The organism is Sporosarcina trichiuri (assembly GCF_030406775.1).
GTDB lineage: Bacteria > Bacillota > Bacilli > Bacillales_A > Planococcaceae > Sporosarcina > Sporosarcina trichiuri.
In genome coordinates this window covers 436,938-458,397 of sequence record NZ_CP129119.1, presented here as the reverse complement: position 1 = coordinate 458,397, position 21,460 = coordinate 436,938, and the positions used below count along the sequence as shown (strand labels likewise).

Genomic DNA, 21,460 nt, shown 5'->3' with positions numbered 1-21,460 from the left:
AAGCAGGCGGGAATGTCTCCCGCCTGCTTTTGGTATACCGTTATACGGCTTTCTCTTTTTTGATCTGCTTGCTTCGTAATTGTCCGCATGCTGCATCGATATCCGTCCCCTGCTCGAGCCGGACGCCGCAGTTGATGCCCCTTTTTTTAAGTGTTTCGTAAAACTTCTTGATGTGCTCGGGTTCGCTTCTTGTATATTGGTCATGCTCATCGACCGGATTGTACGGAATCAGGTTGACGTACGACAGATGCCGTTTGTTATGAAGCAGTTTCGCAAGCTGCTCCGCCTCTTCCGGATGGTCGTTCACATCGTTCAGCAGGATGTATTCGAACGTGATCCGGCGGTTCGTCGTTTCCAGATAATAATCGATCGCATCCATCAGTTTCTCGATCGGGTACGCCCGGTTGATCTTCATGATGCGTGTGCGCAATTCATTGTTCGGTGCGTGAAGGGAAACGGCCAGATTGATCTGGAATTTCTCTTCGGCGAATTCACGGATTTTCGGTGTCAGGCCGCTCGTTGAGACGGTGATGTGGCGTGCGCCGATCATCAGACCCTTCTGATCATTGACCACCCGCAGGAAGTTCATCAGATTCGTGTAGTTATCGAACGGTTCCCCGATGCCCATGACCACGATATGACTGACACGTTCATCTGTGCCTTTCGCATCCAGATGCTGCTGGACTTTCATGATCTGTTCGACGATTTCACCTGCATTAAGATCACGGTTCTTCTTCAGCAGGCCGCTCGCGCAGAAACTGCAGCCGATATTGCAGCCGACTTGAGTCGTGACACAGACGGAGTGGCCATATGGAAATGTCATCAGCACGGTTTCGATCAGGTTTCCGTCCTGCATCTTGAAGAGGAACTTGATCGTCCCGTCGGCTGATTCCTGTTTGACAGTCTGTTCCAGCGTCTGGATTTCGAAATTCTCTTCCAATAATGCAATACAGTCCCCATTGACGTTTTTCATGTCGGCAAATTGCGTGATCCGTTTCTTATAGATCCAGTCCCATACTTGTGCGGCGCGGAATTTCTTTTGGCCATGTTCCGTCAAGAAAGCGGTCAACTGCTCGAACGTCAGGCCATATATGGATTTTTTCATTACATATCCTCATTTCAAAAAATGATGTCATCCGTATATTGTACAGGATATCCGGACGCCGCACAACCGCTGCGCACGAAAAAAGACGCCTTCCGGAACAGGCGTCTCGGACTGCTGCTATTGTTTCGGATTCGTTTTCCTGTCGATATTGAGCTTGATGGCGAACGACAGGAGGTTCAGTGCTGCAATCACCGCAAGGAGGATTGCAATGCTGGTCTGGCCGTCTGCATACCGGTTCCAGGCGAACCAGCCGAGCAGCACGGCAAACAGGATATCCGCAGACTTGGAATTGAAGTATTTCCCCATCGTCAGTTCTTTTTCACGAACTCGGACTTCAGCTGCATGGCGCCGAACCCCGGTATTTTGCAGTCGATGTTATGATCTCCGTCCGAAAGCCGGATCCCCTTCACTTTGGTGCCCATCTTGAGCAGTGCTGAGCTCCCTTTCACTTTCAGGTCCTTGATGATGGTGACCGTGTCTCCGTCCTGCAGCGGGTTGCCGTTCGCATCCTTCACGTCAAGCTGTTCCGTATCGGATACGTCCCCGGCTTCCATAAATTCGTAGCCGCATTCCGGGCAGACGTACTGCAGACCGTCCTCGTATGTGTACGGTGAGCTGCATTGTGGACAATTCGGTAATGTTGCCATCCCTACTCCCCCTCGTTCTCTATCATGCTTCCATGATACCAGATTTCCTTTAGGGACGGTGCTCCATTTCGCGGAGATCCTCCCCCGTCATGTCTGTATCGCTGCAGACAATATGTCCGCCAGTTCGCGGTATAGCTGTGCCATTTCCTCTTCCTTGCCGATCGATACCCTCAGCCAATCCTCGGTCTTCTTTTGTTTGAAGTGGCGTACGAGTATGCCGCGGTCTTTCAGCTCCCGGTACAGCTGTTCTGCCGGCAGGACGGGCGGGCGGACGAACAGGAAGTTTGCAGACGACGGCAGGACATCGAATCCGAGGGACACGAAAGTCTCTTGCGCAGTTTCTCTTGTCCGTTTAATCACGGAGACGGTCTCATTGAAATAGCTTTCATCTTCGATAGCGGCTTGTGCGGCGGCCTGTGCCAGCCGGTCGAGAGGATAGGAATTGAACGAGTTTTTCACGCGGTTCAGTGCTTCGATCATGTCTTCCTGACCGACCGCATAGCCGACCCTCAATCCGGCGAGCGATCGCGATTTCGACAGGGTTCGAACAATGAGAAGATTTTTGAATTCAGCGATGGCGGAAATGGCAGTCTCTCCTCCAAAGTCGATATACGCTTCATCGACGATGACGGGGCGGTCTCCGTTGTTCATGCAAATATCTCTTACTGCCGACAGTGGCAGTACTATGCCGGTCGGCGCATTCGGATTCGGGAAGATGACACCGCCTTCCGATCCGAAAAAACGGGCTTCATCGATCGTGAAATCCTCCCGGAGAGCCGTTTTTTCGTATGGGATGCCGAACAGCTGTGCATAGGCCGGGTAGAATGAGTAGGTCACTTCCGGAAAGCGGATGGTTCTGTCCGTACGGAAGAAAGCCATGAATGCAAACCCGAGCACTTCGTCGGATCCGTTCCCGGCGAAAACCTGGTTCTCGTTCACACCATGGAGCCGGGCGATAGCCTGACGCAAGGTTGATGAATTGGGATCCGGATATGTGCGCAGGCTGCTGCCAAGGCATGATTCCAGTGCTTTGAAGACGGGAGGACATGGCGGATACGGATTTTCATTTGTATTGAGCTTGACGGTTCCCGGACGGAGGGATTGTTCGCCTGCCTCATACGGTTTGGCGCGTTTTGCCATTTCACTCCATAGGTCGGACATGGCTGATCACTCCTTTTCCGTTTTTCGTCCTTTCAAGATATCTGTCACGTTTTTAGCTGGCAGGCCGAGTTCCGCCATCAAAACCAATACGTGGTATGCCAGGTCCGCGATTTCATTTGCTGTTTCATTCAGATTGCCGTTTTTCGCACCGATGACCACCTCTGTCGCTTCTTCCCCGACTTTCTTCAGTATCTTATCCAGCCCTTCCCGAAACAGATAGGATGTGTAGGAACCATCCGCCGGGGCCGCTTGTCGTGCCGCAATCCGGTCAGCAAGATCCTGCAGGACAGTCTCTGCCTGCGACTTGGCGCCGGGCGCTTCCCCGCTGAAGCATGAAGCCGAACCGGTATGACATGCCGGCCCCATCGGATCGACCAGCAGCAGGACCGCATCCCTGTCACAGTCGTACCGGATCTCCCTGACAGTCTGCCGGTTGCCGGATGTCTTGCCTTTGTGCCATAATTCCTGCCGGGACCTGCTGAACAGCCATGTCTCTTTCGTTTTGATCGTCTTCTCGAGTGCCTCGTCATTCATATAGGCAAGTGTCAGCACATCTTTCGTTTGTGCATCCTGTAGGATAGCAGGCACCAGACCGTTTTCATCCCACTTGACGGCAGAAGATCCGGCGCTTCGTTTTGCCTCCTGCAGCTCCTGAAGGGTCACTTGGCCATAGTGCAGGATCGAGGCTGCAAGAGCACCTTGTGCGGACGTGCGCTCGAACAGCTCTGTAATGTGTTGGGGACGGCCTGCCCCTCCGCTGGCAATGACGGGTATGGAAACGGATTGCGCGATTTTCTCAGTGAGCTCCAGATTGTAACCGTTCTGCATCCCATCTTCATCGATGCAGTTGACGACAAGCCCGCCTGCGCCGAGAAGTTCCCCTTCTGCTGCCCATTCCAAGGCATTCTGTCCGGTGTCTTCCCTGCCCGCCTTCGCGTACACGTTCCACTGCCCTTCTGATGACCGGCTCACGTCCATGGAGAGGAGCAGTTTCTCAGCACCGTACCGTTCGGATATCCGGCGCAACAGTTCCGGATCTCTGAGCGCTCCGCTGTTGACGGATACCCGGTCAGCCCCCGCTTCGAAAGCGAGTTCCGCGTCAGACAGCGTCTGGATCCCTCCGCCGACGATGAACGGGATTGTGAGTTCATCGGCGATCGTCCTGATAAGGTCCAGAAACATGCCGCGTCTGTCGACGGATGCCGATATATCGTAGAATACGAGTTCATCGGCGCCCTCAGCTTCATATTTCCTTGCGAGTTCCACGGGATCTGCAAGCTCTTTCACATCTTCGAATTTCTTCCCTTTCACCACACGGCGGTTATCGATGTCCAGACATGCTAGTATTGTTCGCTTTTTCATGAAAGTCCTCCCATCATTTCTTCAAAACGGCCTTCGTTCTCGTAAATGGCTTTGCCGGCGATTGCCCCATGAAACCCATCTTCCTTCAGCCGGCGGACATCCTCCGCAGTCGTGACACCGCCGGATGCGATGATATTGAGCGTGCTGTTCTGCCGCAGCCGGTTCAGGTCGCTGAAGTTGGGTCCTGAAAGCATGCCGTCTTTACCGATATCCGTGTATATGACCGTCTGGATACCGGTCCCAATGAGACGCTGCAGTAATTCCTCAAGCGACACAGCAGCCGTCCCTGTCCAGCCTGCGGTCGTCGGTATTCCGTTTTTCGTATCGATCGAAACGGCGATCCGGTTTCCGTAGTTTTCAACGGCACGCTCCAGCAGACGAGGATCCTCGATGGCTGCTGTCCCAAGGATGACACGCTCGATGCCAGCAGCCAGATACTCATCGATTGTCTTGATAGAACGGATGCCTCCGCCCAGCTGGATCGGTATGCCGATCTTTTCCGCAAGGGACAGAACCAGTTCCCGGTTCACGGACCGGCCGGATTCCGCGCCATCCAGATCGACGACATGAAGCCACTCCGCCCCCTTTCCGGCCCAGTTCCATGCCATCTCAAGCGGCGAATCATGATAGACGGTCTGCCGCCCGAAATCTCCCTGCACAAGCCTGACACACTTTCCCTGCCGGATATCGATTGCCGGCAACAGTATCATTTTCCCAACTCCTTTCAGTCCGTTTATAGTAGACCTTTCGTGGACGGCACCCCTTCGGTTGACGTCCGGGCCGATGCGGTGCGCAGCGCCCTCCCGAACGCTTTGAACACCGCTTCGAGCATATGGTGGCTGTTTTTTCCATAGTGCAGGCTGATGTGCAGTGTGACATCTGCATGACGTGTGAATGCAAGGAAAAACTCCTCGGCAAGTTCCGTATCGAAGTCGCCGATCTTATCCTTGAGACCGGGCACGTTGTAGACGAGCAGTGACCTTCCGCTGATGTCGAGTGACACAGTCGCAAGCGACTCGTCCATCGGAATTGTGACGGATGCATATCGTTCGATCCCTTCCTTCGTGCCGAGGCACTGGCGGAACGCCTGCCCGAGAACGATACCGACGTCTTCCGCACTGTGATGCTGATCCGTTTCCAGGTCACCGGTGCAGGCGGCACCCAGATCGAGACGGCCGTGCATCGCGGTAAGTGTCAGCATGTGATCGAGAAATCCAATGCCTGTACGGATATCGCTGGTTCCTTCAGCGTCCAGTTTCAGGGAAAGGCTGATGTCCGTCTCCGCGGTCTTCCGGTCTATCGCTGCCTGTCTCATAATCCTGCCTCCTTAGTTCTGATGGCAATCGAACCGGCGTGACCGCCAAGCTGTTCAGTCCGTGCCAGTGTGATGATTTCATCCGCGACGGAACGGAGTGCCTGCTCCTCATACCGGATGATACTTGTCCGTTTCGTAAAGTCGTACACGCCAAGCGGCGAGGAGAATTTCGCGGTCCCATTCGTCGGCAGCGTATGGTTCGGCCCTGCCATATAATCACCGAGCGCTTCCGGAGAATAAGGACCGATGAATATCGCTCCCGCATTGCGGATATCCTCCAGCCGCTTTTCAGGTTCGGCAGTCATGATTTCCAGATGCTCAGGAGCCAGCCGGTTGATCAGGCGGATGGCATCATCCTCTGCCGAAAGGACGGCGATCCATCCGTGTTCCGCTATGGCTCTGCCTGCGATGTCCTTCCGGTCAAGCACTTCCAGCTGCCTTCCGATCTCACGGATGACCGCCTGGCCGAAAGCTTCGGTCTCCACGATGCAGCAGGCCGTCGCCTGTTCGTCATGCTCCGCCTGTGCGAGGAGATCTGCGGCGATGAACGCGGGATCGGCCTGTTCATCCGCCCAGATGCATACTTCGCTGGGACCGGCGATCATATCGATTCCGACGTCACCCTGGACGAGTTTCTTCGCACACGCGACATATGCATTGCCCGGCCCAGTGATCTTTTCAACCGGGCCGATCGTTTCCGTGCCGTATGCCAGGGCGGCGATTGCCTGCGCGCCCCCGACTTTGTAGATCTCCGTGATTCCGCACAGATCGGCCGCCGCCAACACGGCAGGGTGAACGCGGCCTTCGGAATCCGGCGGCGTGACCATGACAATCCGTTCCACGCCTGCAATCTTCGCGGGCAGCACATTCATCAGCACAGTTGATGGGTACGCGGCTTTTCCGCCCGGTATGTAGATGCCTGCCGCTTCCACTGGCCGGATGAGCTGGCCGAGACGCACGCCAGGTTCCGGCCGGAAATCCCAGCTCTCTTCCTTCTGCTGATCGTGAAAGCGCTGGATACGCATTTTTGCTGCTGTAAGGGACTTCATCAGACCGTCGGGCACATCCCGGACGGCTTCTGTGATCTCCTGTAGGGTGACCTGCAGGTTTTCGAGATCCGCACCATCATATTGTCTGGCAAGCGCCAGCAGTTCTGTATCGCCGTACTGCCTGACACGTGCGATGATCGCGCGCACAGTGTCTTCGACGGTGTGCCCGGATATCCTTCGCTCCAGCTGCTGTTCAATCTGCTGCCAATCCGTCAGTAGCCTCATGCTGCTTCCCCACTCCTTTCTCAAGCAGTTGCAGGCATTGCCTTACGTCGTCTGTGCGGGTCGCGAAACTCGCTTTGTTGACGATGACACGCGCACTCACCTGAGCGATTTCCCGAAGGACCACAAGGCCGTTCTCCCGAAGTGTCGCGCCGGTTTCCACAATATCCACGATGACATCCGCAAGACCTGCAAGGGGGGCGAGCTCAATGGAGCCATGCAGTTTACTGATCTCTGCGCGGATGCCTTCCTGCACAAAATAAGAGCCGGCGATATTCGGATACTTGGTTGCGACTTTCAAGGTTTGTACAGCGTCCGGCGTGCTGTCCGGAAATCCGGCAACGACCATCCTGCATCCGCCGATCCCGAGATCGAGCACTTCGTATACGTCTTTGCATTCTTCCAAAATGGTATCTTTCCCTGCGATTCCCAGATCGGCAGCCCCCTGCTCGACATATGTCGGGACATCTGCCGGTTTGACCAGCAGCAGCTGGTGCGTCCCGCTGCTGCTCGTGATGATCAGTTTCCGTTCATCCGGGAGGACATCCGGGAATCCGATGCCTCCCTCCGTCAGCAATTCCCTTGCCGTATCCGCTATCCTTCCTTTTGCGACAGCAATTTTCAGCGGTGCCATGCTCTTACACCCCTTTCTTTATCAATTGGCCCGTTATGATTTACCTGCAATCAGAGCATCCACAAAGCAGGCAAAACCGACAGCAGGCAGGTCCGCTCCGAATTTGCGGCTGACGTTATCATACCGGCCGCCCATCAAAACCGGCTTTCCATATGAGCTGCTGAATCCCTGGAACTGGATGCCTGAGTAGTAGTCCATGTCATTGACCATCCCCAGGTCGATGGTGAGACAGTGTCCGTATCCCTGATCTGCCACCAGTCCGATGACGGCTTTCAAGTGGGTGAAGATCTTGTCTGTCCGGCTGTTCATGGAAGATTGTCCGAGTCGTGTGGACACATTTGCCGCGCTGCCGTATGTGCCGATAAGATATTTCAGAAAAGAGCCGGTTGCCTCATCCACTCCGTTTTCGGCGATGAACCCTGCCATCTCCCCGCTGTTCTTCTGCTGGAGCAGTGCCGCAGCCTGCCTTGTTTTGTTTTCGTCCAGCTTCATCCGCTGAGCGGCTTCATCCAGTATGCCGGCATGGCCAATCTCCAGCTTGAAATCCGTCACTCCTGCTTCCATCATCACCTTGCAGGCCAGCAAGATGGCTTCCGCATCCCGCCCGACCGTCTCCTCCCCGAACAGCTCAATGCCCGCCTGCCTTCTTTCGGAGGGGCCAGCCTTATCCTCCTCCTGCCTGAACACGGGCTGCATATACCAGCAGCGCAGATCACGCGCATCAGCTGAGGCACCTGCCGCCAGTTCTTTCATGAGGGCAATCGTCATGTCGGGCCGCAGCACGCGGATGGCACCGTCCCTGCTGATCAGTTTCAGCAGCCGGTTCCGCTCCTGTGTGGTTTGAATGGTTTCATAGGTTTCATAGGATTCCAGCATCGGCAGTTTCACTTCCCGGTACCCTTTTGGTACAGCAGTCCGCAGGAAGACGTTCCGGATCGCCTGCTCTGCTGCTGCTGTTTCGAACAAATCAGTCAAAACATCACTCCTTCTCTTTATCACTTTACTAGGATGAAGTTATCTAGTACTATAAATAGACAGTTTCGAAAAGTCAACAAAAAAGGGAGAGAACTTTCATGTTCGATTATCATATGCACACATATCATTCGGCGGACTGCCGGGCGGAACCAGGACAGATGGCGGAAGCGGCGGTTGCGAAGGGGCTCACGGAGATCTGTTTCACTGACCACGTCGATTATGACTATCCTGATCCGGCGTTCGTCTTCGATTTTGACAAAACGGCGTACCGGAACGAAATTGAGGTGCTGTCCGAACGCTTCAAGGGCGTCTGTAAAGTGAAACGGGGAGTGGAAATCGGTGTCCAGCCGCACTTGCTGGGACAGTATGAACAGCTCGTGCAGGAAGAGCAGTTCGACTTCATCATTTGCTCTGTGCATACCGTGCGCAGGAGTGATCTGCACTCCCGGGCGATTTTCGGGGAACTGGGTGCTGAGGATGCGTTCGAGGCGTATTATTCCGATCTGTACAAGTGTGTGAAGGAGTTTTCGGCATACAGTGTGCTCGGTCATGCGGACCTGATCAAGCGGTATGCGGATCGTGTGCCGAATGCCGATTATCGCGGCATCCTGCAGGATATATTCAAGACGATCGTCCCGAAAGGCAAAGGGATTGAAATCAATACATCCGGCACCCGGTATGGACTCCCTTCTGCAATGCCGAGCCCTGATATTCTGAAACTTTATAAGCAATGCGGCGGTGAGGTGCTTACGATCGGTTCCGATGCACACCGCCCGGAGGATGTCGGTTATGAAGTGAAAAAGAGTCTGGAGCTTGCCCGTGACATCGGCTTCCGGTACGTCGCGGCTTTCCAAGCCGGCGAACCGGAATTCCACCCGATCAGCCGGCTGCTCGGGTGAATGGATGGCTTGGTTCTTCCTGCCGGCCGGGGTGCTGATAGGAGATTGTGAAGTTATGAGCGCGTTGGATGGGTTTATGATCGCTCTTCTTGGCTTATGATCACTTTCTCGGGTTTATGATCACTTTTCTCTTTTTATGATCACTTTCCCGGGTTTATGATCACTTTTCATGTTTTATGATCATTTTCCGGGATTTATGATCATTGTCCCCGGTTTTCACAAGCAGTCCCCGCTGTTCCTCCGAACACAACAAAACGCCCGGAAATGTCCCGGGCGTTTGGCATTCATTTCACCGATATGAGCTGTTTGTTGACGGTGGCGTGCACTTCTGTCGGCAGACCCCACAATTGGATGAACCCGACGGCCGCCTCCTGGTTGAAGGCGTCTTCTTTCGTGTAGGTCGCAAGTTTTTCGTCGTACAGCGAGTTGTCGGATTTGCGTCCTTCGACGATGGCGTGCCCTTTGAAGAGCTTGACGCGCACAGTGCCATTGACCGTCTGCTGCGTCTCTTTGATGAACGCTTCCAGTGCTGTGCGGAGCGGGGAGAACCACAGGCCGTTGTAGATGAGCTCGCTCAGCTTCTGGGAAACGAGCGGTTTGAAATGGGCCGTTTCCTTGACCAGCGTGATATCCTCCAGCTCCTTATGCGCTTTGATGAGTGTCATCGCACCCGGGCATTCATACACTTCACGGGACTTGATGCCGACGAGTCGGTTTTCGACGTGGTCGATGCGTCCGATCCCATGTTTCCCCGCAAGATCGTTCAGCTTGAGGATCAGTTCATCCAGCTCGTACGCCGTTCCGTCGATGCTCACCGGCACCCCTTTGTCGAATGAAATCTCGATCGTATCCGGCTGATCCGGTGCGTCCTCTATGGAAGACGTCAGGCCGTATGCATCCTCCGGAGGTGCTGCCCACGGGTTCTCGAGGATGCCGCATTCGTTGCTGCGGCCCCAGAGGTTCTGATCGATGGAGTACGGACTGTCCAGCACGATAGGTATCGGGATATTGTGTTCCTTCGCATACTCGATCTCCTCTTCACGCGACCAGCTCCATTCGCGGACAGGGGCGATCACTTCAAGGGTTGGGTCGAGCGCCTTGATGCCGACTTCGAAGCGGACTTGGTCGTTCCCTTTTCCGGTGCAGCCATGCGCCACTGCGACAGCTCCCTCCTTGTGCGCCACTTCAACCAGCTTTTTGGCGATCAGCGGACGGGACAGCGCTGAGATGAGCGGATACTTCTCTTCATACAGCGTACGCGCCTGAAGCGCGAGCAGCGCGTATTCTTGCGCAAATTCCTTTTTCGCATCGATGACATAGCTTTCGACTGCACCGACCTGGAGTGCTTTCTGCTGGATGAATTCCAGATCTTTCCCTTCGCCGACATCAAGACAGCACGCGACAACAGCGTATCCCTGCTCCGTCAGCCACTGGACAGCGACCGATGTATCAAGTCCTCCTGAATATGCCAATACCACTTTTTGCTTTATCATCATGCATTCCCCTTTCGCCTTTTGTATCTTTATACATTATAAAGTATATTTATAATAACATGCATTCACTGAAATGCAATCGAAAACTTCATTTTCCACAAAAGAAAACACACCTTTTCAGATGTGTTCGGTGGTTCTGTTCAGCTGAGTCCGTGTGCCGCCATTGCGTCCGCCACTCGGAGAAACCCGGCGATATTGGCACCCATGACGAGATTCCCCGGCTTCCCGAATCGGCTTGCGGCATCTGTGCAGCTGTCATAGATGGAGCGCATGACGACATGCAGCCGTTCATCCACTTCCTCGGCCGTCCAGCGAAGCCGCATGCTGTTCTGGGACATCTCCATGGCAGAAACCGCCACTCCGCCGGCATTGGCAGCTTTTGCAGGTGCGAACAGCACACCATGATCCTGGAACCGGGTGATCGCTTCTGTCGTACACGGCATGTTGGCCCCTTCGCCGACCGCTTTCACGCCCTGACGGATCAGCATGACGGCATCCTCTTCCGTCAGTTCGTTCTGGGTGGCGCATGGGAGTGCAATGTCGCACGGTACGGACCAGATACCGCTGCAGTCATCGAAATACTCAGCATCCGGATGGGTCTTGATGTATTCCTGTATCCGTTTGTTCTCCACTTCCTTCAGCTGTTTGACACATGCCAGATCGATACCAGCCGGGTCCTTGATATATCCTGATGAATCACTGCATGCAATGACGGTCGCGCCGAGCTGCTGCGCTTTTTCCATCGCATAGATGGAGACATTTCCAGAACCCGATACGATGACTGTCTTCCCTTTGAAAGACAGGCCGTACTCTTTCAGCATCTCCTCCGTAAAATAGACCGTGCCGTATCCGGTCGCCTCCTTCCGGCCGAGACTGCCGCCGTGACCGGGGTCCTTGCCGGTCAGCACACCCGCTTCATAGCCGCCTTTCAGTCGTTTATACTGCCCGAACAAGTAGCCGATCTCCCGTTTGCCGACACCGATATCGCCAGCAGGCACATCGATATCCGGTCCGATATGACGGCTGAGTTCCGTCATGAAACTTTGACAGAAGCGCATGATCTCCCGGTCGGATTTACCCTTGGGATCGAAATCAGCCCCGCCTTTCCCAGCACCGATCGGCTGGCCTGTGAGCGCATTCTTGAAAATCTGCTCGAATGCCAGGAATTTCATGATGCTGCTGTTCACGGACGGATGGAACCGCAGACCGCCTTTGTACGGACCGAGCTCACTGCTGAATTGCACCCGGAATCCCCGGTTGACCTGGACTTTACCGGTATCATCCTCCCAGGCGACACGGAACGTGACAATCCGCTCCGGTTCTGTCAGGCGTTCCAGTATTCCGCTGGCGATATACTCCGGATGCTGGGCAAACACCGGTCGGAGCGAGTCGAAAATCTCACGGGCCGCCTGGAGGAACTCCGTTTCGTTCGGATTGCGCCGCTTCACGCTGTCGTAAACTTGGTGGACATAATCGTTCGATCGCTGCTGGACATCAACATGGCTTACATTCAACTTTGTCATACACATCCCCCTCTTGGATCCGCTGCTTTTCCTTCTGTGTATGACTAGTATACTGCATTATTATACTATTTTGAAATTTTTCTTCAAAAAACCGTCGACCGCGGTCGTTCAGGCAAGGGGAATGTATACTGTTATTTCTTCACGATATTGAAATTGCTTTCCAGCAGCGCCCAGTTCTGCGGGAACGCAAGACCGAGCTTCCAGTACATCATCCCGCGGAGACGGTATTTCTTCAGCAGATCGAATTTCGCCTGGATGCTGCGCGCATCTTCAAACCATACTTCATGGCGTGCGCCCGAAGCGTCGTAATAACTGAAGTGGGGCGCCTGTGCCGTCGAATCGTATTCGATACGGGCACGCTGCGCAACCGCCAGCTCTGTGGCCTGTTTCGGACTCACCGCTTTTGCCGGCTGCCCGCCCTGCGGCGGATACGGTTCCTGCCAGTCGTAGCCATACAGGTTCTGCCCGAGGAAAATTTTGCTGCGCGGGATTTCCTGTACGGCATATTTTACGACCTGCTCGACTTGCGGCAGCGGACTCACTGCCTGCGGTTCGCTGTACGTGTAGCCCCATTCGTAAGTCATGAGAGAGACGAAATCGACGATCTCCCCGTGCGCTTTGTAATCGTGCGCTCCGTAGATGCCTGTTCGCACGTCACTTGTCTTGGGAGCGAGTGCTGTTGACAAGGTAAGGCCGGCCGCATGGAACCGGTCGCGAGCCCTTCTGAGAAATGCATTGTATAATGCCCGGTCTTCCGGGAACAGTAATTCAAAATCGAAATGGATATCACGGTAGCCGACCCGCCCGGCGATTTCCAGTATTTCTGTGAAGAGCAGATCCTGGACACCTGTGCTGAGGAAGACGTCCCGTGCCAGTTCAGCACTGAATGCGAAATTCTCCAAGTTGCTGATGACCATTGCATTGAGAGCCCCCGCATCAGCTGCCAGCTGTGTCAGATTCGCGGTGGACGGGGCGTCCAGAGTGCCGTCCCTCTTCACTTGGTAACTGAACATCGCCAAATATGTCAGATCGCCGACGCGGCGGGCCGTCTCGGTTATCATCGCTTCACTGACGGGTGTACGCGGTTCCACATACAGCAGCGTTTCGACATTCCGCTTCGGTGCCGACGGGATGTAGAGACGCTGTCCGACTGAAAGCGGTGCAGAGATGGAAATGTTATTCCGGTTCGCCAATTGCGTGATCGTCATGCCGTTCCGCTGTGCGATCGAATAGAGGGAATCCCCGGGCTGCACCGTATACATATTCCCATCAGAAGGGATGACGAGCGCCTGCCCGATGGCAAGTGCCTCCGAATTGCCGATTTCATTAACTTCCGCTATTTCTTCCCAGCTGACACCATATCGTTTCCCGATTGAATAGAGGCTTTCCCCCTGGCTGACTGCGTGAATCTGCACGTCTGTCCACACCTTTCCCTTTTTACGGATTGTTCCATCAGTGTATGATGATATGCCGCCTGCTATGCCCCTATGTGCTGGAATGGACCGGATAGAACAGGACACCGCGCGCATACTACAATTGCTCGGCGATCACACATTTCTAAGGAGGAACTGATTTGACAACAAACCCGAATGGCCCGACACATCAGAACATGCAGACAGGCGCTGTACCGCAAAACATGAACCATGGTGGACACGAAATGTTCGACGTCCATGAAATCCTGTCTGCAGCAATCGGAGCTCTGAACCAATCGATCCTGCTGCGTCCGCACGTCAAAGATCCGGAACTGCTCGATATTCTGGACAGGCAGTACCGCTTCATGCTGGATGAGTACAACATTACGGTCGAAAGCTTCAAGACCGGCAAGGACCCATCCCATCCGACGCAATCGTACAAAATGCAGACGGACAATGACTTCATCTACGGTATGAAACCCGGACAGCCGAAAAAACCGATGACCAGCGCTAACGAAATCTCGGATGAGATTATTTCCGGTTTCCTGCTCAGCTCCGCGAAAGCCGGTGCTTCTTCAAAAGCGATGGCTGCTTGCGAAGTGTGCAACCCGGTCTTGCGCCGCGTCATTGCAGACTCCGTTCCGAACTGTATCGAAATGGCATACGAGTTATCGATTTACCAGAACAAACACCACTATTACCAAGTGCCGCAGCTCGACAGACAGGACATGACCGAACTGTTAAATGCGTATGCACCGGCCCAGGGCCAGCCGGGCATGCCGCCGATGCAATAAGAAAAACCGCGGATGCCGTCAAGGCGTCTGCGGTTATTTTGATCGTTTGTAAAATGAAGAAGGCGGATCGGAGATGAACGTATGGAGTTCTCCTGTGACCGGATGGATGATCGACAGCTTTGCCGCATGCAGACCGAGCCGTTTCAGCGGATTCGTCGATGCGCCGTATTTCTTGTCACCCGCGACCGGATGTCCGATCTCTTCCATATGGACACGGATCTGATTTTTCCGTCCTGTCGCCAGCCTCAACTCAAGCAGACTGTACTGGGCGTTACTCTGCAGGCGGATGAATCGGGTGACCGCTTTCTGTCCTCCATTGTCGGTCGGATTGGAGTACACTTTGAATGTCCGTGTCTCCTTCAGCCAGGAGATGATCTCCCCGGACTCCCGGCGGACTTTCCCTTCTACAAGCGCAACATAGCCCCGCTCTTTGACGGATTCGTCCCAATTGTCCTGCAGCTGCTTCTTCACGGTTTCCGACTTTGCGAACAGCATCACACCTGACGTTTCCCGATCGAGCCTGTGGACGATGAATACACGGCTGCTCCGGTCCTTCTTCCGGACATATGCCGAAAGCTCGCTGAATGCGGTCAGTTCTTTCTTATCCTTTGCCGCCATCGACAGGATGCCTGCTTCCTTGTCGATGACGATGATCGCATCGTCTTCGTACATGATCGAAATACCTGTCATTTCACTGTCCTGCTTCGCGGCTTCGTTCGTCAGGATCTCAACGGAATCTCCGGGCTGCAGCATATGATCATGCCGCGTGATGACTTCCCCGTTGACAGCCACCTGGCCGCGCGACAGCGTCCCTTTGACAGCATTCCGGCTTTTCTTGATGGTTGCGAGCAGGAACGGCAGCAGTGCCTCCTCTTTCCGAACGGTGTATGTGTAGGCTTTCGGTGTGTGTTTCGTTGGTTGGTTTCGCATGATCATGTCTCCTTATGGCTTCATTATGCGGAATTCCTGCCGAAATATCAAACGCGGTTTACGACAATGCTTTCAGACCGACGACACCGATAATGATCAGAGCCAGGCTAGCGACACGTGACAGGCTTTTCGATTCCCCGAAGAAGAACATATTCAGCAGGACGGCCCCTGCCGTCCCGATACCGATCCATACGGCATACGCAGTACTCACCTGCAAGTATTTGAATGATGTATACAGGAACAGGAACGACAGTCCGAAGCCCCCAAGGTAGACGGCACCGGACAGCAATGTTTTCCGTTTGCTGTATTTGTTCAGTCCTGCAACGCCGGCGAATTCAAAACCGGCCGCCAGAAATACATATAACCAGCCCATATCAGTTCCCCCCTTCTGTCTGTGTTTTCTCGTCCCGCCCGTCCGCCAGCTTCAGGCCGATCACTCCGGCAACGAGGACAGCGATGAAGAACAGCTTGCCGCCGCTCAGAGTCTGGCCGAAAAACAGGACATCCATGAGAGCCGTACCGATTGTGCCGATGGCCGCGAAGATTGCATAGACGGTCCCTGTCGGCAGGGCGGCGCATGCTTTCGTCAGGAAATGGAAATCCACGAGAATGAAAGCGACGATCGGAATCCAGTGCCACCATTCCGATGCTGTGTTGAAACCGAAGATCCAGACAAGTTCAAAGAAACTTGTTGCTGCTACATAGAACCAAGCTTTTTGCATAATTTTCTGCTCCTCACCCATAATGACTGACTGTCATTCACTTCAATATAAATGTCCGGCGCTCCGCTGATGAATGGAGCGCCGCTTGTTTCAATCGTCCGCCGGCAGCCCGAGAGCGTATGCCAGGAACTTGACCGTTTCCTCTTTCTGGATTGCAGCACGGTTTTCCTGATCCGTCTCCACGTCATACAGATAGATCTGTTCGGCTGCTGATTCCGTCAATGCGATGATCAGCTTCGCAAGCTGGTCGGGGCTGCTGTCGGTCCGGAAATCCCCATGCTCCCGGCCCGTTTCGATGAGACGGCTGACCCATTCGTAGACAGGCGCATAGACGCTTTCCCATTCCCGCAGATGCTCGGATGAAGCGAGACCCGCATAGATCATCGCCTGGATTTCATGATGATCACGGCTGACCCGGAAGATCGCATCCACGAATTGGGCGAGCTGGGTACGGAGAGAGACTGCTGGATCGACAGCTGTGATGACTTCATCCAATGTAGCCTTCACCATCACTTCAGCGATTGCCGGCATCAAAGACAATTTGGATGGATAGTACAGATAGAACGTTCCCTGTGCGACTCCGGCATCTTTGACGATATCGGAAATGGTCGTCTTGTCGACGCCCTTTTCCGTGAACATCCGGATGGCCGACTGGAGAATGGTCTCCTGTTTGTTCACTTGCACCCCTCCTCGAACTGACTGACTGTCATTCATTATAGCACAGGCGGCTGCATCGTTCAAACCATGCAGCCCATCCATCAGCACCAGTCATATGGCGTCTGCTGATAGACATAATAATTCAGCCAGTTGGAGAACAGGAGATGGGTATGGGAGCGCCATGTATTCAGCGGCGTCTGGTCCGGGTCATCATTGGGGAAATAATGGAGCGGCATGTCGATATCCAGCCCTTTGGCGATGTCCCGGTCATACTCTTCCTTCAGCGTGCAGGCATCATATTCCAGATGCCCTGTGATCATGATATTCTTCCCGTCGTTCGACAGGATGATGAACGGACCGGCTTCCTCAGATCCAGCCAGTACGGACAAATCGCGATGAGCAGCCAGTGCCTGCTCCGAAATTCCTGTATGCCGTGAATGCGGAGCGGGGAATTGGTCATTGAACCCTCTCGCAAGGCTCACTGTCGGATCTGTCAGCGTATGGCTGAAGATGCCGAAGCACTTTGCGCTGAGCGGCTGTTTTTCGATTCCGTAATAATGGTACAGTGCAGCCTGCGCACCCCAGCAAATATGCATGGACGATGTCACATGAGTCTCTGCCCAGTCAAGGATCTGCTGGATCTCAGACCAGTAGTCCACTTCTTCGAATTCCATCTGCTCGACGGGTGCGCCGGTCACGATCATGCCGTCGAAACGCTCCTTCTCCACCTCGCGGAACGTCTTGTAGAATGAGGCCAGATGCGTTTCACTCACGTTTTTCGAAATATATGACTCCGTCCTCAGAAATGTGATGCTGACCTGGAGAGGTGTATTTCCGAGAAGCCGCAGCAGCTGCAGCTCGGTCTTCTCCTTCTGGGGCATCAGGTTGACGATGAGTATCCGGAGCGGCCGGATGTCCTGCGTGGTTGCACGCCCCTCTTCCATGACAAAGATCTTTTCTTCTTTCAGCAACTCACCTGCAGGCAGTGCTTCGGGGATTGTAATCGGCATATGGTTCCACTCCAATTCCAGCCAGTCAAAAGAACTCCCGCCAGTCTCTTGAGAGATAGCGGGAGTTCTGTAACGTCCATCTTATCTCTCAAGACAAAGTCTTGTGGAAGTAGCACCTTCCTGGATCATCCAGGGGTTGCTGAAGCGTCATAGGGCCAGTTCCCTCAGCTTCTCTTGATAAGCATATTCATTTACTGACCAGTATACCATTTCTAAATTGTTTGTATAGTGTTTTCTTCTGCACCCGGAAGTGCTGTTCAATCGTCGAATTGGGCGCGTGAGAAACCTCTGCCCAATATTTCGGAGGCATTCAGGAAGATGACGAAAGAAGACGGTTCCTCCTCCTGGACAATTTTCTTGAAATAGATCGCTTCCGACTGCTCGACGACACAGAGGATGATCGTCTTCTCAGCATTCGAATAGCCGCCGAGCGACTTCACTTTCGTCAGACCCCGGTTCAGTTCGTCACGGATCAGCTTCTGTACGGTCTCCTCCTGCTCGGTGATGATCAGGATCAGTTTGGTCGGTGACGTTTGCAGCTGGACGAAATCGATCACTTTGCTCGTCACGTAGATCGCCATGAGTGCGTACAGTGCAAGCTCCAGATCGAATACGAATGCCGAGACGATGACAACGACACCATCGACGATGAGCTGCGCAAATCCGCTTGAGAAGTTCGTATACCGTTTCAGGATCTGGGCGATCAGGGCAGTTCCGCCTGTCGACCCGTTGCCGCGGTAGACAATCCCGAGTCCGATACCGAGCATGATACCGCCATAGATCGAACTGAGCAGCGGATTGTGGATCGGCGTCTCGATCCCCGTCGTCAGGAAGATGAAGAACGGGACGGCGATCGTGCCGACGATTGTCCGCCAGCTGAAATCCTTGCCGACCAGCACAAGACCGAGAATGAGCAGCGGCAGGTTGATGAGCCACTGGACGTACGCCGGATTGAACCCGTACATTTCATACACGATCGTGCTGATCCCCGAAACACCGCCGGCCGCGATCCTCGCAGGGAGCAGGAATATGGTGAAGGCCAGCCCGACAAACGCAGAACCGGCAATGATTTGAATGTAGTCGAACAGCGATGATTTCTTGAATTCCGTAAATGTCATGGTATTCCTCCATTCCTGCTAACTGTACTATTCTATCAAATTTAGCAGGTGACGTGACGAACAACTTGCCGTCAAAGATGAAGTCATCCAATTCGGAACAGTTCAGCTTCTATTCCATTCGACAAAAACTTCCCTAATTTTTTGCATTCCGGTTTTTCAATATGTATGATTATAGAAGAATTGTAGTGCAATTGAAGGGGGCCATGGAATGAAGAATTTAGGCATACTTAGAAAAGTGGATCACCTTGGAAGAATCGTGCTTCCGAAAGAACTGAGGACCAGTCTGCATATCCCGATCGGACAGCCGCTTGAATTCTTCACAGAGGACGACCAGCTGATTCTGCGGAGCTACAGGATCCGGGAAGCATGCGCGGTCACAGGTGAGATCGCTGATGACAACTTCCGGCTTTCCAACGGCATGTACGTCAGTCCGAAAGGCGCACAGCTCCTGCTCGGCGAGCTAAATGACAAATTCTAAAAAAGCTGCCGCCCGGAAGTTGACTCTTCCGGGCAGCAGCCGTCATACTGATTTTCGCCCCGGGTTGTCCAGGAACGCAGTAATCTCCTCTTTTGTCTTGCGGTCTTTGCTGACGAACCTGCCTGCTTCCCTGCCTTCGCTGTAGACGACGAAACTCGGAATTCCGAAGATATCGAGCTCAGCACATAGATCGATGAACTGATCACGATCCACATACACAAATTCATATTCGGGATAATCCGCTTCGATCCCCGGCAGCCATGGGTCGATTACACGGCAGTCCGGACACCAGTCTGCGGAAAACAGGAACACGGTCCGCTCTCCTTGCTTACGTTCTTCAAATTGCTCAACAGATACTAATTTCTCCATGACAGTCTCCTCCTTTTCGAGTTCCAGTATAGCATCGGCTCATGTCCTGGTCAGCTGACCGGCTTCAGTATGTACGGCATAACACAAAAAGACAGCAAGTCCGGCAGTCCGGATTGTCTGTCTTTTTGCATGTCCCTGCATTATTCCGTATGTTCCGTCTTCAGCAGTGGCGGCGGGATGACCCAGCCTTTTTCTTTGTTCATCTTGAGCAGTTTCGCACCGTACATGATTTTGTCCTGCAGGAACTTTGCAAACATGGCTGCGATATCCTCCCGCAGACACTGCCCCATCACCTGGCTGCATGAGACCAATGCCTGGCCGACGTTGATGGAGATGGCAGCGCTGATTTCCGGATCCACGAATCTGGCGCCTGCAGGGATGTCATCCGGGTTGCAGACCGGACGTTCGGGAAGGGTCGGCGGCGGCATGATGCCGTTCTCCTTCAGGACGTCTTCCAGTTTGGAATCCTGCTCCTTCATCATCTCGATCGCTTCTTTGATGAGCTTTTTCAGGTCCTCGTCCCCTGCATGGTTGAGAAATGCCTGATAAGAGCTGATCAGACCTTTGTTCGCACCGACATATGCCCAGCAGCCGATCACTTCACCGTAATGCATCGGTTCGTCTTTTGGATTTCCGCTTAAAATGCCCATGGGTCTCTCCTCTTTTCATTTGTAGTCACTTTCAGACGTAGTATCCGCAGAACGCGACAGACCATCCAAGGAAAAAGGTACCAATCAGTTCGCACGTATGTATACTTTGCGTTCTGTCTGCTACACTGACTGCAAAGGAGGACGTCCAATGGCACATTATTTCGCAGCAATCCCAATCCCTTTTGACCTGATCGCTGGGACCATCCGTGAATTGAACAGCCGTTACGACTTTCCGTCCCATTACAAAGTGATTCCCCATCGGAACGATTATCACATTACACTCATTTTTTTCGGTGCTCTTACGGACGATGAGAAACACAGTGCAGAAAACGCCCTGAGGACAGCGGCTGCCGAGACACCGCCATTCACAATCAGGATCGACGGCCTGTCGTTCTTCGGCAATCCGTCCGGCCCCCGTGTTGTCACCCTTTCCACAGAGCAGAATCAGCAGCTGACGAGTCTTTATGAGTCGGCCGGGTCCCGGCTTGACGGGATGCTTGCAAAACCTCTGCGCCATCCTTACGTACCGCACGTGACGATTGCAAAAAAGACGATCGACAAGCGGCCGCTGCCTGTGGAGAAGGAACAATTCACTCCTCTCGCCCATCATGTAACAAGTATTACTTTGTTCCGGATCGAGCCACCACAGTCGCCGAAGTATGTACCGGTATCCGTCTATCCGCTGCAGGGCATGCAGCCGGTATCGATTCGCCCCGGCGGACCATACTAACGGGGACACCAAGAAGAAAGGATGCGGTCGGAATGGGACGGGACGAACATACAACCAGCGGGAAGAATTCAGCTTCCCTGCCGCAGACACCTAAGAAACAGAAACTTTCAGCCAGCCGGATGCGGGAGGAAATGGCGCGGGAGATCGCACAGCTCGCCGCTCCGAGGAATGATCGGAAGAAGAAGTGATGAAAAACGGACTTCCA

Annotated in this window: 26 protein-coding genes, 1 pseudogene and 1 riboswitch; of the genes and pseudogenes, 5 read left to right on the top strand and 22 right to left on the bottom strand. The window is 53.8% G+C overall.

Annotated elements, in window-relative coordinates; genetic code table 11:
- Positions 1–40: 40 nt before the first annotated feature.
- The 11 genes and pseudogenes from rlmN to QWT68_RS02590 form a co-directional block, all read right to left on the bottom strand.
- A complete protein-coding gene (rlmN, locus tag QWT68_RS02640) occupies positions 41–1,105 on the bottom strand; it encodes a dual-specificity RNA methyltransferase RlmN (protein ID WP_290149381.1) in 1,065 nt (354 codons plus the stop codon).
- A 117-nt stretch (positions 1,106–1,222) separates the two neighbouring features.
- Positions 1,223–1,411: a hypothetical protein gene (locus QWT68_RS02635; RefSeq protein ID WP_290149380.1), complete on the bottom strand. Its 189-nt coding sequence runs from the start codon at positions 1,409–1,411 to the stop codon at positions 1,223–1,225.
- 2 nt (positions 1,412–1,413) lie between these two features.
- Positions 1,414–1,752, bottom strand: coding sequence for a zinc ribbon domain-containing protein YjdM (locus QWT68_RS02630; RefSeq protein WP_290149379.1), 339 nt, complete (start codon positions 1,750–1,752; stop codon positions 1,414–1,416).
- Positions 1,753–1,839: 87 nt separating this feature from the next.
- Positions 1,840–2,913 (bottom strand): histidinol-phosphate transaminase, encoded by a 1,074-nt coding sequence (gene hisC, locus QWT68_RS02625; protein ID WP_290149378.1) that lies wholly within the window; start codon positions 2,911–2,913, stop codon positions 1,840–1,842.
- 6 nt (positions 2,914–2,919) lie between these two features.
- Positions 2,920–3,576: a bifunctional phosphoribosyl-AMP cyclohydrolase/phosphoribosyl-ATP diphosphatase HisIE gene (gene hisIE / locus QWT68_RS02620; protein WP_276327493.1), complete on the bottom strand. Its 657-nt coding sequence runs from the start codon at positions 3,574–3,576 to the stop codon at positions 2,920–2,922.
- Positions 3,577–3,582: 6 nt separating this feature from the next.
- Positions 3,583–4,275 (bottom strand): annotated as a pseudogene (hisF, locus tag QWT68_RS02615) (imidazole glycerol phosphate synthase subunit HisF); the annotation flags it as partial.
- Positions 4,272–4,985: a 1-(5-phosphoribosyl)-5-[(5-phosphoribosylamino)methylideneamino]imidazole-4-carboxamide isomerase gene (hisA, locus tag QWT68_RS02610; protein WP_290149376.1), complete on the bottom strand. Its 714-nt coding sequence runs from the start codon at positions 4,983–4,985 to the stop codon at positions 4,272–4,274. The pseudogene hisF and the gene hisA, both read right to left, overlap by 4 nt.
- Positions 4,986–5,008: 23 nt before the next feature.
- Complete coding sequence (gene hisB, locus QWT68_RS02605) at positions 5,009–5,590, bottom strand: imidazoleglycerol-phosphate dehydratase HisB (protein ID WP_040286115.1); 582 nt, start codon at positions 5,588–5,590, stop codon at positions 5,009–5,011.
- On the bottom strand, positions 5,587–6,864 hold the full coding sequence (hisD, locus tag QWT68_RS02600; RefSeq protein ID WP_290149372.1) for a histidinol dehydrogenase: 1,278 nt from the start codon (positions 6,862–6,864) through the stop codon (positions 5,587–5,589). The genes hisB and hisD overlap by 4 nt, the downstream gene beginning before the upstream one ends.
- Positions 6,833–7,495: an ATP phosphoribosyltransferase gene (gene hisG, locus QWT68_RS02595; RefSeq protein ID WP_290149369.1), complete on the bottom strand. Its 663-nt coding sequence runs from the start codon at positions 7,493–7,495 to the stop codon at positions 6,833–6,835. Before hisG ends, hisD begins: the two co-directional genes overlap by 32 nt.
- 33 nt (positions 7,496–7,528) lie before the next feature.
- The gene (locus QWT68_RS02590) at positions 7,529–8,470 is read right to left on the bottom strand and encodes an ATP phosphoribosyltransferase regulatory subunit (RefSeq protein WP_290149366.1); all 942 of its coding nucleotides are present in this window, start codon (positions 8,468–8,470) and stop codon (positions 7,529–7,531) included.
- A 98-nt stretch (positions 8,471–8,568) separates the two neighbouring features.
- On the opposite strand from QWT68_RS02590, the gene QWT68_RS02585 reads away from it, so the two are divergent.
- A complete protein-coding gene (locus QWT68_RS02585; protein ID WP_290149363.1) occupies positions 8,569–9,369 on the top strand; it encodes a histidinol-phosphatase HisJ family protein in 801 nt (266 codons plus the stop codon).
- 284 nt (positions 9,370–9,653) lie between these two features.
- Here the strand turns inward: QWT68_RS02585 and QWT68_RS02580 are convergent, their stop codons facing one another.
- From QWT68_RS02580 to QWT68_RS02570, 3 genes are all read right to left on the bottom strand, one after another.
- Positions 9,654–10,865 carry an argininosuccinate synthase gene (locus QWT68_RS02580; RefSeq protein ID WP_290149362.1) on the bottom strand — a complete coding sequence of 404 codons (1,212 nt, stop codon included), beginning with the start codon at positions 10,863–10,865 and terminating at the stop codon, positions 9,654–9,656.
- A 137-nt stretch (positions 10,866–11,002) separates the two neighbouring features.
- Complete coding sequence (gene gdhA / locus QWT68_RS02575; RefSeq protein ID WP_040286109.1) at positions 11,003–12,385, bottom strand: NADP-specific glutamate dehydrogenase; 1,383 nt, start codon at positions 12,383–12,385, stop codon at positions 11,003–11,005.
- 131 nt (positions 12,386–12,516) lie between these two features.
- Positions 12,517–13,800 carry a glycoside hydrolase family 18 protein gene (locus tag QWT68_RS02570; protein ID WP_290149358.1) on the bottom strand — a complete coding sequence of 428 codons (1,284 nt, stop codon included), beginning with the start codon at positions 13,798–13,800 and terminating at the stop codon, positions 12,517–12,519.
- A gap of 158 nt (positions 13,801–13,958) precedes the next feature.
- Here QWT68_RS02570 and QWT68_RS02565 point away from each other — a divergent pair, with 158 nt between their 5' ends.
- Entirely contained in the window at positions 13,959–14,591 is a 633-nt protein-coding gene (locus QWT68_RS02565) for a spore coat protein (RefSeq protein ID WP_431312213.1), read from the top strand.
- A gap of 33 nt (positions 14,592–14,624) precedes the next feature.
- On the opposite strand, the gene QWT68_RS02560 is transcribed toward QWT68_RS02565, so the two are convergent.
- The 6 genes from QWT68_RS02560 to QWT68_RS02535 form a co-directional block, all read right to left on the bottom strand.
- Positions 14,625–15,521 carry an RluA family pseudouridine synthase gene (locus QWT68_RS02560; RefSeq protein ID WP_290149356.1) on the bottom strand — a complete coding sequence of 299 codons (897 nt, stop codon included), beginning with the start codon at positions 15,519–15,521 and terminating at the stop codon, positions 14,625–14,627.
- A gap of 58 nt (positions 15,522–15,579) precedes the next feature.
- Positions 15,580–15,894 carry a DMT family transporter gene (locus QWT68_RS02555; protein ID WP_290149355.1) on the bottom strand — a complete coding sequence of 105 codons (315 nt, stop codon included), beginning with the start codon at positions 15,892–15,894 and terminating at the stop codon, positions 15,580–15,582.
- Between the two features lies 1 nt (position 15,895).
- Complete coding sequence (locus QWT68_RS02550) at positions 15,896–16,246, bottom strand: DMT family transporter (protein WP_290150443.1); 351 nt, start codon at positions 16,244–16,246, stop codon at positions 15,896–15,898.
- An 87-nt stretch (positions 16,247–16,333) separates the two neighbouring features.
- The gene (locus QWT68_RS02545) at positions 16,334–16,921 is read right to left on the bottom strand and encodes a TetR/AcrR family transcriptional regulator (protein WP_290149354.1); all 588 of its coding nucleotides are present in this window, start codon (positions 16,919–16,921) and stop codon (positions 16,334–16,336) included.
- 80 nt (positions 16,922–17,001) lie between these two features.
- A complete protein-coding gene (gene metA / locus QWT68_RS02540; RefSeq protein ID WP_290149352.1) occupies positions 17,002–17,910 on the bottom strand; it encodes a homoserine O-acetyltransferase MetA in 909 nt (302 codons plus the stop codon).
- A 78-nt stretch (positions 17,911–17,988) separates the two neighbouring features.
- Positions 17,989–18,094, bottom strand: a riboswitch (SAM riboswitch).
- Between the two features lie 73 nt (positions 18,095–18,167).
- Entirely contained in the window at positions 18,168–19,028 is an 861-nt protein-coding gene (locus QWT68_RS02535; RefSeq protein WP_290149350.1) for a YitT family protein, read from the bottom strand.
- A 208-nt stretch (positions 19,029–19,236) separates the two neighbouring features.
- Here QWT68_RS02535 and QWT68_RS02530 point away from each other — a divergent pair, with 208 nt between their 5' ends.
- Complete coding sequence (locus QWT68_RS02530; RefSeq protein ID WP_040286100.1) at positions 19,237–19,506, top strand: AbrB/MazE/SpoVT family DNA-binding domain-containing protein; 270 nt, start codon at positions 19,237–19,239, stop codon at positions 19,504–19,506.
- 42 nt (positions 19,507–19,548) lie between these two features.
- On the opposite strand, the gene QWT68_RS02525 is transcribed toward QWT68_RS02530, so the two are convergent.
- Positions 19,549–19,875, bottom strand: coding sequence for a thioredoxin family protein (locus tag QWT68_RS02525; RefSeq protein WP_290149348.1), 327 nt, complete (start codon positions 19,873–19,875; stop codon positions 19,549–19,551).
- 140 nt (positions 19,876–20,015) lie between these two features.
- Positions 20,016–20,525, bottom strand: a complete 510-nt coding sequence (locus QWT68_RS02520; protein ID WP_040286098.1) for a DUF3231 family protein — start codon at positions 20,523–20,525, stop codon at positions 20,016–20,018.
- Positions 20,526–20,673: 148 nt separating this feature from the next.
- Between QWT68_RS02520 and thpR the strand changes: the two genes are divergently transcribed.
- Complete coding sequence (gene thpR, locus QWT68_RS02515) at positions 20,674–21,255, top strand: RNA 2',3'-cyclic phosphodiesterase (protein WP_290149347.1); 582 nt, start codon at positions 20,674–20,676, stop codon at positions 21,253–21,255.
- 32 nt (positions 21,256–21,287) lie between these two features.
- Entirely contained in the window at positions 21,288–21,443 is a 156-nt protein-coding gene (locus tag QWT68_RS02510; RefSeq protein WP_179860759.1) for a hypothetical protein, read from the top strand.
- Positions 21,444–21,460 lie beyond the last annotated feature (17 nt).